This is a genomic window from Ruegeria denitrificans, assembly GCF_001458295.1.
GTDB lineage: Bacteria > Pseudomonadota > Alphaproteobacteria > Rhodobacterales > Rhodobacteraceae > Ruegeria > Ruegeria denitrificans.
The window spans coordinates 43,229-57,009 of the sequence record NZ_CYUD01000001.1; the positions used below are offsets into that span (position 1 = coordinate 43,229).

15 protein-coding genes and 1 pseudogene are annotated in these 13,781 nt (G+C 55.0%); 9 read left to right on the forward strand and 7 right to left on the reverse strand.

What is annotated here, in order from left to right; all coding sequences use genetic code 11:
• Positions 1 to 10: 10 nt before the first annotated feature.
• Positions 11 to 247 (forward strand): annotated as a pseudogene (locus RUE5091_RS00200) (transposase); the annotation flags it as partial.
• Positions 248 to 404: 157 nt separating this feature from the next.
• Positions 405 to 848, forward strand: coding sequence for an MBL fold metallo-hydrolase (locus RUE5091_RS00205; protein WP_058279881.1), 444 nt, complete (start codon positions 405 to 407; stop codon positions 846 to 848).
• A 307-nt stretch (positions 849 to 1,155) separates the two neighbouring features.
• Here RUE5091_RS00205 and RUE5091_RS00210 read toward each other — a convergent pair whose 3' ends face one another.
• Positions 1,156 to 2,325: an aspartate aminotransferase family protein gene (locus RUE5091_RS00210; protein ID WP_243470685.1), complete on the reverse strand. Its 1,170-nt coding sequence runs from the start codon at positions 2,323 to 2,325 to the stop codon at positions 1,156 to 1,158.
• A gap of 22 nt (positions 2,326 to 2,347) precedes the next feature.
• On the opposite strand from RUE5091_RS00210, the gene RUE5091_RS23155 reads away from it, so the two are divergent.
• Positions 2,348 to 2,494, forward strand: coding sequence for a hypothetical protein (locus RUE5091_RS23155; RefSeq protein ID WP_165590724.1), 147 nt, complete (start codon positions 2,348 to 2,350; stop codon positions 2,492 to 2,494).
• A 488-nt stretch (positions 2,495 to 2,982) separates the two neighbouring features.
• On the opposite strand, the gene RUE5091_RS00215 is transcribed toward RUE5091_RS23155, so the two are convergent.
• The 3 genes from RUE5091_RS00215 to RUE5091_RS23160 form a co-directional block, all read right to left on the reverse strand.
• Positions 2,983 to 3,465 carry a GFA family protein gene (locus RUE5091_RS00215; protein WP_058279882.1) on the reverse strand — a complete coding sequence of 161 codons (483 nt, stop codon included), beginning with the start codon at positions 3,463 to 3,465 and terminating at the stop codon, positions 2,983 to 2,985.
• Positions 3,466 to 3,483: 18 nt separating this feature from the next.
• Complete coding sequence (locus tag RUE5091_RS00220) at positions 3,484 to 4,470, reverse strand: succinylglutamate desuccinylase/aspartoacylase domain-containing protein (protein WP_058279883.1); 987 nt, start codon at positions 4,468 to 4,470, stop codon at positions 3,484 to 3,486.
• A 188-nt stretch (positions 4,471 to 4,658) separates the two neighbouring features.
• Positions 4,659 to 4,832, reverse strand: coding sequence for a hypothetical protein (locus tag RUE5091_RS23160; protein ID WP_165590725.1), 174 nt, complete (start codon positions 4,830 to 4,832; stop codon positions 4,659 to 4,661).
• A 132-nt stretch (positions 4,833 to 4,964) separates the two neighbouring features.
• Here RUE5091_RS23160 and RUE5091_RS00225 point away from each other — a divergent pair, with 132 nt between their 5' ends.
• Positions 4,965 to 5,279, forward strand: coding sequence for a DnaJ family domain-containing protein (locus RUE5091_RS00225; protein WP_058279884.1), 315 nt, complete (start codon positions 4,965 to 4,967; stop codon positions 5,277 to 5,279).
• A gap of 234 nt (positions 5,280 to 5,513) precedes the next feature.
• On the opposite strand, the gene RUE5091_RS00230 is transcribed toward RUE5091_RS00225, so the two are convergent.
• On the reverse strand, positions 5,514 to 7,274 hold the full coding sequence (locus RUE5091_RS00230) for an adenylate/guanylate cyclase domain-containing protein (RefSeq protein WP_058279885.1): 1,761 nt from the start codon (positions 7,272 to 7,274) through the stop codon (positions 5,514 to 5,516).
• Between the two features lie 302 nt (positions 7,275 to 7,576).
• On the opposite strand from RUE5091_RS00230, the gene RUE5091_RS00235 reads away from it, so the two are divergent.
• Both RUE5091_RS00235 and RUE5091_RS00240 read left to right on the forward strand, forming a co-directional pair.
• On the forward strand, positions 7,577 to 8,947 hold the full coding sequence (locus RUE5091_RS00235; protein ID WP_058279886.1) for an FAD-binding oxidoreductase: 1,371 nt from the start codon (positions 7,577 to 7,579) through the stop codon (positions 8,945 to 8,947).
• 97 nt (positions 8,948 to 9,044) lie between these two features.
• Entirely contained in the window at positions 9,045 to 9,359 is a 315-nt protein-coding gene (locus RUE5091_RS00240; RefSeq protein ID WP_058279887.1) for a hypothetical protein, read from the forward strand.
• Positions 9,360 to 9,504: 145 nt separating this feature from the next.
• Here RUE5091_RS00240 and RUE5091_RS00245 read toward each other — a convergent pair whose 3' ends face one another.
• Both RUE5091_RS00245 and RUE5091_RS00250 read right to left on the reverse strand, forming a co-directional pair.
• A complete protein-coding gene (locus RUE5091_RS00245) occupies positions 9,505 to 10,086 on the reverse strand; it encodes a VOC family protein (protein WP_058280328.1) in 582 nt (193 codons plus the stop codon).
• Between the two features lie 266 nt (positions 10,087 to 10,352).
• A complete protein-coding gene (locus RUE5091_RS00250; RefSeq protein ID WP_058279888.1) occupies positions 10,353 to 11,150 on the reverse strand; it encodes a GNAT family N-acetyltransferase in 798 nt (265 codons plus the stop codon).
• Positions 11,151 to 12,023: 873 nt separating this feature from the next.
• Between RUE5091_RS00250 and RUE5091_RS00260 the strand changes: the two genes are divergently transcribed.
• Genes RUE5091_RS00260 through RUE5091_RS23165 form a run of 3 tightly spaced genes read left to right on the forward strand, consistent with a single transcriptional unit; the run spans position 12,024 to position 13,741 of the window.
• Positions 12,024 to 12,215 (forward strand): hypothetical protein, encoded by a 192-nt coding sequence (locus tag RUE5091_RS00260; RefSeq protein WP_058279890.1) that lies wholly within the window; start codon positions 12,024 to 12,026, stop codon positions 12,213 to 12,215.
• A 36-nt stretch (positions 12,216 to 12,251) separates the two neighbouring features.
• Positions 12,252 to 13,571: a DUF6538 domain-containing protein gene (locus RUE5091_RS00265; protein WP_058279891.1), complete on the forward strand. Its 1,320-nt coding sequence runs from the start codon at positions 12,252 to 12,254 to the stop codon at positions 13,569 to 13,571.
• Complete coding sequence (locus RUE5091_RS23165; RefSeq protein WP_165590726.1) at positions 13,568 to 13,741, forward strand: hypothetical protein; 174 nt, start codon at positions 13,568 to 13,570, stop codon at positions 13,739 to 13,741. Before RUE5091_RS00265 ends, RUE5091_RS23165 begins: the two co-directional genes overlap by 4 nt.
• The last annotated feature ends 40 nt before the right edge of the window (positions 13,742 to 13,781 follow it).

A 13,781-nucleotide genomic window follows, 5' to 3' on the forward strand; every position in this document is an offset into this window, starting at 1 on the left:
AGCGGTGAACATGTCTGATCTTTTCTGGCTAACGGATGCGCAAATGGCACATCTTGAGCCCTTCTTCCCAAAGTCGCACGGCAAACCTCGCGTTGACGATAGGCGCGTGTTGAGCGGTATTATTTTCATCAATCGCAATGACCTACGGTGGCGCGACGCCCCAGCGGCATACGGGCCGCACAAGACGCTTTACAATCGTTGGCAGCGGTGGAGCGACAAGGGCATCTTCGCCGAGGTGATGATGGGATTCCTGCGCTGGAAGGTCAACTATAACCCCTTCAAAAGTTTGCGACACAGCCGGTGATGTTTATGGCGATGTCCAAGCCATTGCCCATTCGAATGCTCCGGCATCACTGGGAGGCGTTAGTCTCGATGTTCAGTTCGATCAGGAGCATAGCTTTCAATTGGGCGAGAACACGATCGAACTGACCTATCTTGGGCCCGGAGACGAAGAAGACATGATCGCAACGGTCGTGCGCCCCGAGAATGTTGTCTTTCTTGTCGATATCGCTGCACCCGAACGCATGTTCTACACCAGCCTGGGCGGCGACAATGTAGAGGGTTGGTATCAGCAGATACTCACCGCCGAAGCGCTGGATTTCGATATCTTCGTGCCGGGTCACGGCCGTGTGGGCAATCATGACGATCTGACAAACGTTAGGCTCTATATGGAAGAGCTGCGCGCAGATGTCTTGAAAGGGTTGCAAGCTGGGAAGTCACCGAACCAACTGGTTGAAGAGCTCACCTACCCGGACCGAAGCCACTGGCAGCAATACGATGCCTGGGGACCGAGCAATGTGCGCGGCATGGCTCAACATTTGACCAACAGCGGAACAGTAGAGCAATGAAAATCTTGCCGATTTTGAGTTTGTAGCACAGGGGCTTGCAGCCCATTGTGAAATCCCAGATACGCTCCAATTTTGCAAATACCGATACTGCGAATAGGAGCCAATATTGGATTGGAATTGGCCGTCGATGGAGCGCGATTCAGGCGATCCGCAATCTCCGACAACGCCTTTTAGGCTTGTCACCAGTTGACAGTCTAACGACGACCCTCCAAACTCAGCTGAGGGCAACAGCTTCCCATTCAACATCCTCCATGCAACACTCTGTTTTGATACAGAATTTGCACTTCGTTTTTGAATCAACCCCCACCTAATTTGTCGCTAAAGCAAATGCGCGATGCAGCCCTTCGGCCACATGTTCCACATCGTCCATTGACAGACACATAGGTGGCACCATGCGCAAGCAGGATTGATATGCGCCCGATTTCGAAAGAATGATTCCGCTTTCTCGCGTAGCCTCAAAGACAGCGGCTGTGGTTTGCGGGTCGGGTTTTTTGGTTTTGCGGTCCTTGACCATCTCGATGGCAAGCATCATCCCGCGTCCACGCACATCGCCGATGACCGGGTATTTGTCCTTCAGTTCATGGAGATGCTTCAGCAGCGCGGCGCCAACGTCGCGTGCGTTTTCACGCACCTTGTCTTCCTTGATTACCTGCAGAACAGCCCGCCCCGCAGCGCAGGAGGTTGGATTGGCGCCATAGGTGTGGAACATGAATTTCTCGGCCATTGGTGCAGCGATTTCCTTGCGCGCAACCACTGCACCCAGCGGAAAGCCGTTGCCTATCCCTTTGGCCATGACCACGATGTCGGGAATGACGCCATCAGCCTCGAACCCCCACATGTGATCGCCGGTGCGTCCGAACCCGGCCTGAACCTCGTCCGCGATCAGTAACCCGCCTTTGGCCCGGACGCGTTCTGCAGCACCGGTCATATAGCCCTTGGGCATTTCGACGATCCCGCCATAGCCCTGAACACTTTCGATGAAGATGCCAGCGACCTGTCCGGTCGTTGCCGAGTGGATCGTACGGTCGATCTCGTCCAGATAAGGTACGGCTCCAGCATTCTCACCGAAGATGCCACGATACTGATGCGGGTCAGGGACGAAAGCAACGTTGCCCGGCATTCCCGGATGGCGCCAGCCGCTGATGCCTGTTATCGACTGAGCAGCCGCCGTAGGGCCGTGATAGGCCGACCGTAGCGCCAGAAGGTCAAGGTTGCCGGTATAGCTGCGGGCCATGGTCATGGCGAGATCGACAGCCTCGGAGCCCGAATTGGTGAAATGCACCACCCATTCTATGTCGCCGTTCGGGTTCGGCATGGTAGCGGCCAGTTCTTCGGCAAAATGCGCGGGTACCGGATGGTAGAACATGGTGGTGCAATGGGTCAGTTCCTGTGCCTGCTCCATCGCGGCAGCGACGACCTTGTTGGCGATGATTATTGATGGCAGAACGTTCTCAGAAATTGCGGAGACAGAGGGCACTTCCAAACGACGAGTTCAGGATGTGGTCGATCTGGCCACGCTGGCGCCTGACGTCCTGGAGGCCATCGCTGCAGGCGAACAACCTGACGGTCTGACCACGGATTACCTGATCAAGTCCGGCTTCCCTGCTATCTGGTCAGATCAGCACGAACAGTTCGCTGCGCTCTGATCTGCAGACTCTCCCAAAGTTACCAAACTCGTACCGCCGGAATCGCGAACGGAGACTGCGGTCCGAAATCGACCATTGTTGCTCATAAACTCAGGTCTCAGCTGGAATAGCCGGATGATAACCTGCTGAAAACACGCGGTAATAGGTGGCCAAATATTCAGTGTGTGATTTTAGGGAAAATCATGGCTGGGGTGGTAGGAATCCTTGCCGACCGATGATTGTTATCGCCTTTTTAGCGAAGCCCGAGAAACTGGGGCGGTTTCGGGGGCATTTAGGGTCCGAACTTAGTGAGGGTCAGATAAGCTCTGCGTCGGGTGGAACGCTAGTGAGCACGGGGGCATTCTCAACCGCTGGAGAAGCCGCTTACTGGCGCTGACGACTGGCTGACGACCCGCTGATTGGTGGTGGGGGGGACGTACGGCTGGCACTGGGTGATGACGGCTTTGTGAGCCCTAAGCGGGTGGTTCTATGAGCCTGATTTTTTCAAGTCAGTTCTGCCCAAACCGATCCAGAATGGCCTTGCGCTCTTCCTGACTACCTTTTGCCAGAATGTCGATGAAGCCGTCTTCGTACCTCTCTCTCGGAAAGTTATCCCTAATATCAAACCAAGGTATTTGGCTTTCGATCCCATAGTGGCGCTTGGGCGCATAGTTCTCAGGATTATCAAGGCTCGCGATCGTTATGATGAGCCAATCGGACCATTCTTCGATGAGAGGGCGGTAGAGTAGATAGGTGCCGCAATCGCCGCAAAAGCCCCGCTCAACTATTGGGGATGATCTGAATACCTTTGGCTCTCCGTCTATAAAGTGCAGCGCATCTCGTGAAAGAAAAGCACCCGCAATTGCTGGCGCGCCGCTCGCCTTCTGACACGTCCTGCAATGGCAATAGTGCAGATCATATAACGGTCCGTCAGTCCGATAGCGGACATTGCCGCAAAGGCATCCGCCCGAAGCATTCTGGGGTTTTGTCATTGAGCATACCTCCCCTGTTTAGGGCAGTGGATGTCGCAGAACCTTTATGACATCATCGCCCCGGCGGACAAATCGTCGGTCCCGCCGCGTCATGATCTGTCCATCGAAAGGCGAAAGTATCTCCTGATTTTTTTCTCCTGGCTCTGACATGACCACCGCAAGTCGCTGTCCTTTTTTTACCCAATCACCCACATTAACGTCGTAAAGAAGTGCACCAGGCACCGGCGATGGGATTAGCTCAGCAGAATCAACGTCGCCCACAATCGGGTCATCGGGATCAATGTCAGGAAGTACATCGACAATGGTGCCGAGGTCGACAAGATACCTGTAAAGACCATCGGAATCTTGTTGGGCAAGATCAGGCGTTACATCCATCATTCCGCGCAATTCGATTGTTGCCGCGAAACGCGTATCTTCTACGCGGTTCTCTGCGGTCCATCGCCCCCCAACCGCCAGATCGAAAGAAATGGGGTCGTCACTGGCGTCGGTTAAGATGACCCTGGCCTGCATCGCGTGCGCGAGGCGGCGGCCTTCGCCAAGTTGATGCTCGGAAACGTAAAGATATACCGGCCCCTCGTCATCGCAGTGAAGGTCTAGAACGACGTCAGCGTTTACTGCGATTTCGATTAAGGTTGCTTTTAAGCGTTCCGCAGCAGGCCTGCCGGACAGTTCCTTAGCCATCTTGGTTGGGAAGGATCGGTTAAAGTTGATCCTCCCGTTGAGATCAAAGCGCCCAAGTGTTTCCCCGTGCACTCCCTGAGCTAGTCCAATTGGATTGGCGTGGGGAACTAATGTAACGTTTCCAGACAATCGCCCCTCACTCTCTGCCTTGACAAGACGCGGGATTAGACGATCGAGAGCGACCATCCCGGGCATCTCGTGAGCATGTAACGCCGCCTGAATGTAGACAGAAGGGGCGCTCCCTGAGCATTGGAAGTATAGGACGCGCAAAGAGAATTCTTGCCCAGAAGTATCCGAATGCAAGGTGATTTTTTTGATCTCCATGGGTCCGGAATATATCACAGTCTGCATTTGTTTTCGCAGGCAGTTTCGCGACCAAGAACCCAGGGGCGAACGGCAGTTCTGTTCGCAACTCGGTCATTCGCCCTAATTATGCCAACGTCGACTTCGGCAAAAAGAAAGCAAAGAATACGTCCCCCGGCAACCCGCTAAGGGCCGCCGAGGGTTGGTTGTCAGGGTGGTCTTCGGTTGACGACATAGTCGGCCAACCACTGCCAGTAGGCTTCAGCGTCCCGGAACCCCTGAGCGCGAGCAGCCAGATCTTCCGCAGCTTTACGGGTGCATCCGCCATCGTATTCGGCGATGGCAGCCCGCTCCTCAAACGCATCAATGTCCGGGAAACTCATACCGGAAAGTAGCCATTTTGGCTCTGACTGAGTTCGCCAACAAGGCAAGCGGTGGGCACTTTGCCGCGGAGATATCAAAAAACGGCAAACAAGACATAAATGCCGTGCAGAAGAGCAATGAGGCAATGTTTCATGTCACACCCTTTGAACCCTGCAATCGAAATGGCGATGAAAGCAGCTGATATGTCGGATGAGTTCAAGGACCTTCCGGGCGCGGGCAAGCCGCTGGGGTTTCTGTCCCGCCCTAAGGACGCGGTGATTGATCGATTGTTGAAAGAAAACCAAGCAAAACCGCTGGCGGTGGAGTTGAAGAAGAAGATTTCGGACCTTCGCGAGGCGCTCAAAGCCGAAACCGATGAAGCCGCCCGGAAAGCTCTAATGAAGGAAATCGCAGAGCAGCAACTTCGGCTGGATTTGGAACTAGAAGCACTTCGCAAATACGGCTGACCTGCCCTCTCTAGTTGACCCCTTCGGGGGCATTTCTGACCGCTAGATCGACCGTTCACTGCCGCTGAGACGACCGCTGACGAGACGTTCCGGGGGCTGAAGACTGGTCGCTGGTGCTGGCGGTTGGCGGGGCTGGGGCGGAGCGGACGCTCATTCCTAGTGCAGCGAATGACTGCTGAGAGCTCGAAGCAGACACTAATTTGCTTGACTATTTGCGTTTATGCGCCGCTTTTTCTAGCGCTTCCGGTCGGCTTTCCGCAGACCGTCGATTAACAATGCATTGTGTTCGGGCAGGCGATAGAGGACCAAGCCGCCGGACAGGATACTCCCGAGAAAGGCTGGGGCGAAATCTGCGAGCGCCTGCTCGTGTTGCCGACCGACTTCAGGTCGATCGAGATGCGCGGCACTGGCGATCATTAACGCACGGCGGATCGGAGCGCGGGGCGTCATCTGGATGGCTCGCTCGCCCCATAGCATGGCGTCCTCGAAATCCGCGTCAGCAAAGGCTGCCTGAGCAAGCGACAAGTAAGCATCACCGACCCATAGATCCGTGTCGCGTGGTGAGAGCTGGAGTGCGAGTTGGGCGTGCTTACGCGCTTCAATGGTTCGACCCACCAATGACTCGTGCCATGCCAGAAAGAAGATGTTGCGGGCGAAGTTCGGGTTTAATTGGAAACCCAAGTTAAAATCAGCCTCGGCACCATCGAAATCGCCGCGGAAGTGACGAACCATGCCGCGGACGGAAAGGGCACGTGGGTCAAGCTGACCGCCCCGGAATAGGGGCTCGACGCTCTTCTCCGCCAAATTCAGTGTTTCGGCTGGATCCTCATCGAACTGATACAAGTATCGCATTAGGTAGGCATATGCCTTGATCCAATGGGCCTGGACGTTGCGCGGATCGAGATCGATAGCGCGATTGGAGATCAAGATAACTTCGTCGAATTTCTCCTGGGAGTGGAAGCCACCCGCATAAAATATTGCCATCGCCTGAAGCGAGAGGTCATACGAGTTGAAGTCGATGCTTTGTGCATTGGAAACTCGGCCGATTTCAGCCATAGAGATCTGAGGGGCGATGGCACCGACGACGTTGCGTGTAATTTCGTCCTGCAGCGCGAAAATGTTTTCAAGTGTGCGGTCGTAGCGTTCGGCCCAGACATGCGCTCCATTTGTGCAGTCAATTAGCTGAGCAGTAATACGAACACGGTTGGCGGAGCGCCGAATGCTGCCCTCGAGCATGTAGCGTACCCCTAACTCACGAGAGACTTGGTGATGAGTGACCGGGCGGCCTTTGAACGAGAAAGAAGAGTTGCGGGCGATAACAAAAAGCTCTGGGAAGCGCGATAATTCCGTGATGATATCTTCCGAGACGCCATCGCAGAAATATTCCTGCTCCAGGTCATTAGACATGTTCTGGAATGGTAGGACAGCGACGGAGGGTTTGTCGGCCGGTTGCAACGACATAATCGTATCGTCAGGGTTGTCTTCCATTTCCATCTTGTAAACGCGCATGGGCACAGGAATGTTTTTGAGTGCGAGGTCGCCGAGGTCGACGAAGGAAATTTTAGTTTTGCCTCGGACTTGCCGATAGGCGTCGTCAGATATTAGGACGCCGCCCGGCCTGGCCATGCTTTCGAGCCGGGCCGCAAGGTTGACCCCTTCACCGTAGATATCGCCCTCGTCCAAAATTACGTCGCCAAGATGTAGTCCGATGCGGAAGCTGATCCGGCAATGGGCTGGGTTCGCGGCTTCGGCTGCGGAGAGTGCTTTCTGGAGGGCGGCCGCGGCCTCAACGGCTGCGACGACAGAATCAAATAGTGCGAGCAGGCCATCTCCGGTAAGTTTAACGATCCGCCCATTAGCACCTTGGATGCTCGGGTCGATAATATCCCGTCGCAGGTCTTTAAGTCGAGAAAGTGTACCCTCCTCGTCGGCCGCCATGAGCCGGGAGTAACCGACCATGTCGGCGACAAGTATAGCGGCAAGTCGGCGGGTCATATGCAATTCCTGTCGGTGATCACCCGTTGAAGCTATCAAGATTGGCAATTGCCTGCCAATAATCGCGATTGAATGTATCGAGCCCGTTGCCGTTTTCCATTGAGTGAACTGCTTTCTGAGCCCAATACACGTCAGATTAGGCTTATTTCTTAAGCTATGTTAGCCTGCCGAAAGACCGCAGTTCATAAACCGACCAGTGCTTTCTTTGCGATCGGCCTTTATTTCGTGCGCCCAGGTCCACTGATCGGCTCTGAGGGAAACCGTCTATTAGGCGGGCGAACTTGAAACGACGGGGGAAGATTATGACAGCCAAGACATTAAGTGAACTCCGTGACTATTTACGCGGGGAAGTCATAACTGAAGATGACGCCAGCTATGAAGACTCGCGTAAAGTCCACAACGGGATGATCGACAAAAGGCCCGCCGCAATCGTGCGGACCGCCAATGCCGGGGACGTGATGACGGTCGTCAACTACGCGCGTGACAATGGGCACGACCTTTCGGTTCGTGGCGGCGGGCATAGCGGCCCAGGCTTTGGCACGAATGACGGAGGCGTCGTCATTGACCTGTCGCACATGCGTAGCGTCCGTGTCGATCCCGGCGCAAAGACGGTTCGCGCCGAGGGTGGCGCAACGTGGGGCGATTTTAACTCTGCTACTAGTGCGTTTGGCCTTGCCACGACGGGTGGCGTAATATCGACGACTGGCATCGCTGGGCTCACGCTTGGTGGCGGGATCGGTTACCTGTCGCGCGGGCATGGTCTCTCGCTCGACAACCTTATTTCGGCGGACGTAGTGACAGCGGATGGCAAGATGTTGATCGCCAGCGAAGACAAAAACGCCGATCTCTTTTGGGCGATCCGTGGCGGTGGCGGCAATTTCGGTGTCTGTACCTCACTCGAGTACAAGCTTCAGCCGGTGGACACAGTTTACTGGGGCCCGATGTTTTTCGAGATCGAAGAGACCGAGACGATCTTCAAGTTCTACCGAGATTACATAAAGACGGCACCGCGCGAGATGGGAGCCTTTCCGGCTTTCCAGATAGCACCGCCGCTGCCTTTCATCCCAGAAGATCGCCACGGCGATATGTTTTGCGCCATCGTCGCCTGCTGGTCCGGCGATCCGGCGGAAGGAGAAAAGCAGTTCAAGGCATTTCACGAAGTCGCCGAGGTCAAGGCTGAACATGTCGGTCCTGTGCCTTATCCAGCCATCAACGCGGCCTTCGACGGCCTATTTCCAAAGGGTATCCGACAGTACTGGAAGGGCAATTTCGTCAAGGAACTTACCGATGAGGCAATCGCCGCCCACGTCCAGCACGGGCCCAACGCGCCGACGGTCAGTTCCACCATGCATCTTTACCCGATCGACGGCGCCTGTCACGACGTGGACGCGGACGCAACGGCATTCGGGCATCGGGATGCCAATTTTTCGATGGTTGTTCTGGCCGCATCTGACGATCCGGCGGACGACGCAGCGCATACCAAGTGGGTGCGTGACTACTCAGATGCGATAGCGCCGCACTCCGAGCCTGGCGGGTATATCAATTTCATGGATGACGATGATGCCGGGCGCGCGCAGGAAAATTTCGGCGGCAACTATGAGCGGCTTCTCAAACTGAAGCGTCAGTACGATCCGGACAATCTGTTCCGCATCAACCAGAACATTGCTCCTTAGATCGAAGGTACTGAATTAGATAAGGCCTGCCTGGTCATCTTGGTTGTTGCTGACGGAGCAGGTCGGAACATTTTTCACGTATAGGAAGGAACAGCTCATGATGATCGCGCGCTGGACCTGCGAGGCCAAGTTCGGAATGAAATCAGAGACGTTGGCGCTTCACAAAGAATGGGCCGAGCAGATCGGCTCGCAGACAGATATTGATATGTCGAAAAGCCGGATCGTTACCGGTTCGGTTGGCGCTAAGGAAGCAATAATTCAAGACGAATTCGAGATCGATAATCTCGCCGAACTGGATGCGTTTTTCAATAAAATCGCTTCGATCAAGATGCATGCCGACTGGGGAAAAAAGATGGGGGAAGTGATAGTTTCCGGCTCAACATATTGGGAGGTTTTTCGCGTCGTGGAGTAAAAGACCTGGATCGCCCAGAACGTCATCTTAGCGACCGGCTGCGAATAGCTGCTTTGAGCCCTAAGCGGACTTGGCCGCCTCAATACTCCACGACAGTCGTAGATTGTACGAACTGACAAGATGATAAACAGAATTGGGCCAATCTTTAGTATGCATTTCGAGAGGATCTGTCCTCGGACAGCGAATTTTGCTTGAGTTCTACCAGCAATTCGATTGCGTCCGCTAGGTGTTCCCGATCGATATGATGATCACCGCGAGCAACACGAATCTTGTGCGCCTCGATCATCACCTCAGCGTGGCGGCAACCCTCAGGTGGTTCGAACCTATAGCTTGCGAGCTCGAGCCGGAGCCCCAAGGGATCACGGAAGTAAATTGAATCCATGAAGCCTCGGTCGACAGGTCCGGAGTGATCAACACCACGAACATCCAAGCGCGCTGCAATCTGCCAGAATGTGGCTTGGCTCACATTGAGCGCGAGATGATGCAAAGAGCCAACAGCCTCAGGTACTGGGGTCGCATCCGGTTTCAGGTCTTCGTTAGTGAAAATCGTGATAAGGCGGCCATCGCCGGGGTCGAAGTACAGATGCCCCTCGTTAGGGTTGTCGAGGTTTGGCTGTTCAAAGATGAAAGGCATCCCCAGAACACCTTCCCAGAAATCAATCGAGGTCTGGCGGTCGGCGCCGTTGATAGTGATGTGGTGTACTCCCTGTGTTTGAATTTTTTTTATCTGACTGGACTTTGACATTTTGTGACTCCGGGTTTGTTCACTGAGGCCAACCGGGCCTAGTCTGACGGATTAGATTTCTGGTCTGGCACTGGAACTGACCCAAGTTTCTTGGGCTTGTCTGCGCGGCAAACGTATGAGTAACCTCCGGCAAACGGCTGCAACTAGCCCAATGCAGACTAGAACTCGCCCTATCTTAGCTTTTTAAGAAGTTTCAGTCAGGTTCTTGCGAGTGTCGTTGACATAACGCGAAAAAATTTCCGAATGGCTCACTTGGTCAGCCGATCTTCCGAGTATACATTCGGGTCGATGATCGCGACTATGTCGCTGCCGCTATCCTCCAAGCCAAGTCTTTCGCACAACCGTGCTGAGGCAGCGTTGCCAGGAGCGATGCCTGTCTTGAACCCTGTTGCGCCAAGCTTTTCATGAGAGTGTATCATAGCTTTGGCCCCCAAGACTTTTGCAATACCTTCACCCATGCGGTCAGGTTTGGTCGAGAGTTGCCCCCATTGAGCGCGACGATGCAACCGACTGCTGGGCGGATGACACAGAACCGAACCCGCAGTTGCAACTGGAGCACCTGATCTATCAACGACGACCATAGCAAATCCGGGGCGAGATAATCCGCGCATAACTGGCCCTATTGGCGGCAGAACACCGTGGCTCATCGCGACTTCTGCGAAAGCTTGAAGCCATTCTGGCGGAGAGTCGCGATCAATCACACGTACGGTCAAATCCTCGGGCAGCGCCCGTGTTGCGAGTACTTTCCGAGCGATGTCAACGCACTTCAGGCCACCAAGATAACAAGCGATTGTGTCAGTTTTTAATCCCTGACTTTCAATGACTTCTCGCGTCTTTGTTACCTCCTGACGCGGTATGCTTTCTATCGCCGTGATGCCAAGTATTCGGGCCATTGAAACGGCATCATCCAAAGCCCCGCTGTACTCGTTGGCAATTTGAATACCGCGTCCATGGCTACAAAATCGAGGGTCATCGCCCAACAGCTGGATAAGATGCTCACCCATGGTCGACATACGCCGCTGTGCATCACTTCCAAATACTTCCATGGGTTATCCTTTGGGCCGCTGCAAAATGGTTCGACGATGATCGTTTGATATAAGTTGCGTCGTCAAGCGCACGTCAGACGCGAGACCGCGACGAAAAGAGAGTTATTGGTCGAGGGTGAATGGCAACTATGTCCGCAGAACGGTCATTCAACCAACCGTCAATCAACGCCTGCTTTGGAACAAAGAAATCAAGGTGATAGGCGCCCGCCCGATAACCCGCTACGCTAGGCCCTCTCGACTCCACCGGGCCTTTACTTGGCAGGGGTTATGCTTGTTCTCGGCGTCCTGATGGGCTTGCGTATGACAGCTTGGGCATAGGGCAATCGTGATGAACGTTTTCTTGCCCGTTGAAATGTCGGTGCAAAGTTCCTCACCGCAAATCTCGAGCAACTCCCCGCGTGACATTAACTCATTGGTGGTGATGCCACAGTGCTGGCACTGCGCTTCTTCAAGGGCGCATCTGACTTCCTCAACCGAAACAATCCGTTGATAGTTGCATGCAGTATCGGCCATTTTCTTACCCCGCGAAATCGTTAACAACTCAACCCTGTGCAATAGACCTGCTCTGGCCTCACCCAGTATTCGCCATGGGAGACTCAGGCTAACGCAGGTGTCACTCGCAAACAAGCCAGCGGGTATCACTCACTCCGCTCCCATCAAAACCGAGGACCCTCCTGCATCTAAATAAAGAAGCAACTGCAGGAGTTTGATCCATGAAGTACCTGTCTGCCCTCGGCGTTCTCGTCGGGGGTTTTCTTTTGCACCCACCGCCCAAGGCCGTCCTGACGACGATGCTCTGGGTGGTCTCTCGGTCTCACCCCGCTGTCTCGGCGCTGGTTCTGCTGGCGGTCCTCTGGACGTGGAGGTCCGACGATGGCTGAGCTGAAACTGAACCCCGGTGACGTCGTGGTCGTCCGCGCCTTTGATGACGTTCCTGAGCATCTGTTCCGCGTGGAAGAGGTGTTCGAAGACTGCGTGACCGGCTTTGCCATCACCGGCCCTCTGGCTGGTTCCTACGGCGAACCGGCCCTCGAGATGATCGTCAGGCTCGTCTCAACCAACTGATCCCAACCCACATTCCAAATCTGAAAGGAGAAGACCATGTCTGCTCACATTCGCTATGCCTATCTGAAGGGCCATACGTGGTTGTTCAGACGCAACTATCCCGTTGACGTGGCTCTCGCGCTGGGCGCTCAGGCGTTGAAGCAAAGCCTCAAAACCGGAGATCGCAACACTGCCCGTGTCCGAGCCGCTGAAGTCAATGCCCGGTTCGAAACACTGGTGGAACAAGTTCGGTCGCAGGCAGAAGAAGCCCTGTCTGCACCGGAGAGAACCGCTGACGTTCCTGATTGGGTTGACCAGCCGGAGTCGTCTCTCGTCCGTCTCCGGGCCACTCTGGAGGACTCTGGATGCAATATGGAGCGGTCTAAGTTCATCAGACCATCAGCGCCCGTGAAGGTACCGGTTCGTGACCTGAGCCGCGCCTATCTGAATAAGCGCAGTAATGAACTGCGACCCAGCGGGTTCAAATCGGTCCGATACTCTATCGGGTTATTCACTAGTCGATTTGGTAACCAACCGGTTTGCGGGCTGACCAGAGCAGACGGACGAGAGTTCCTGACGGCAATAGCCCAACTGTCCCCAATGATCGGCAAGTCGGAGCGGACACGTGGGCTGGCCCTGGACCAGTTAGTCGAGTTCTCGTCTCGTGGGTCGTTGACCATAACGGCCAGAACCCAGCGGCGTATCTGGTCTCAGGTCAATCACTTCCTCGACTGGGTGGTCTATGAGGGGCATCTGGAGGTTAATCCTTTCCGAACTGTTCTCTTCGATCGAAAGGTGCGCCCTCAACCCTATGCCGTCCCGACTGACGATGAAGTCGTGCGGCTGCTGAGAGCCAAAGACCGGGAACTGCATCCAGTTCTGCTGACCTGTTTGCTATCAGGAATGCGAGCGGGGGAAGCGGTTGGGCTGCTTCGGGAAGACCTCGTGACCAAGGGCAACCTCGGTTGCTTCGTTCATGTCCAACCTAACCAACTGAGACTGCTGAAGACTGACGCGGCGGAGAGACTGGTGCCGGTTCACCCGGTGCTGGATGAGACCTTCCGGCAACTGCCTAGCCATGGCCCTCTGTTCCCTGACCTGACCGTGGCGCACGTCACCAAGGGGTTTGCGAGACTGAGACGGCGGCTGAGTCTGGAGCGACCGGGACTGGTGTTTCACTCGACCCGCAAGTGGTTCATCACCCAGTGCGAGCGAACGGGTGTTCCTGAGCACTTCACGGCATCTCTGGTCGGTCATCAATCGGCACGGTCAGAGAACGGGATCACCTACGGCATCTACTCAGCTGGCATCAGTGACGAGCAACGCCGGTCCATCGTTGACCAGATAAGACTCCCGCTAGGGACGGTTGCCTCATGAGTTTCCCAGACATTGATGCGTTTGAGGAACGGGCTGCTATCGCCGAGTTCGATGGCGGTTGCACCCGTAAAGCGGCGGAGAATCTGGCGGCTCAGGCTCAAGGGTTCCGTGACGCTGAAGCCTACTGGCAGTGGTTGGCAGACTATGTCGTTAACCGAAGACCACCCTGAAAACTAACCCTCGGCGGCCCTTAGCGGGTTGCCGGGGGGC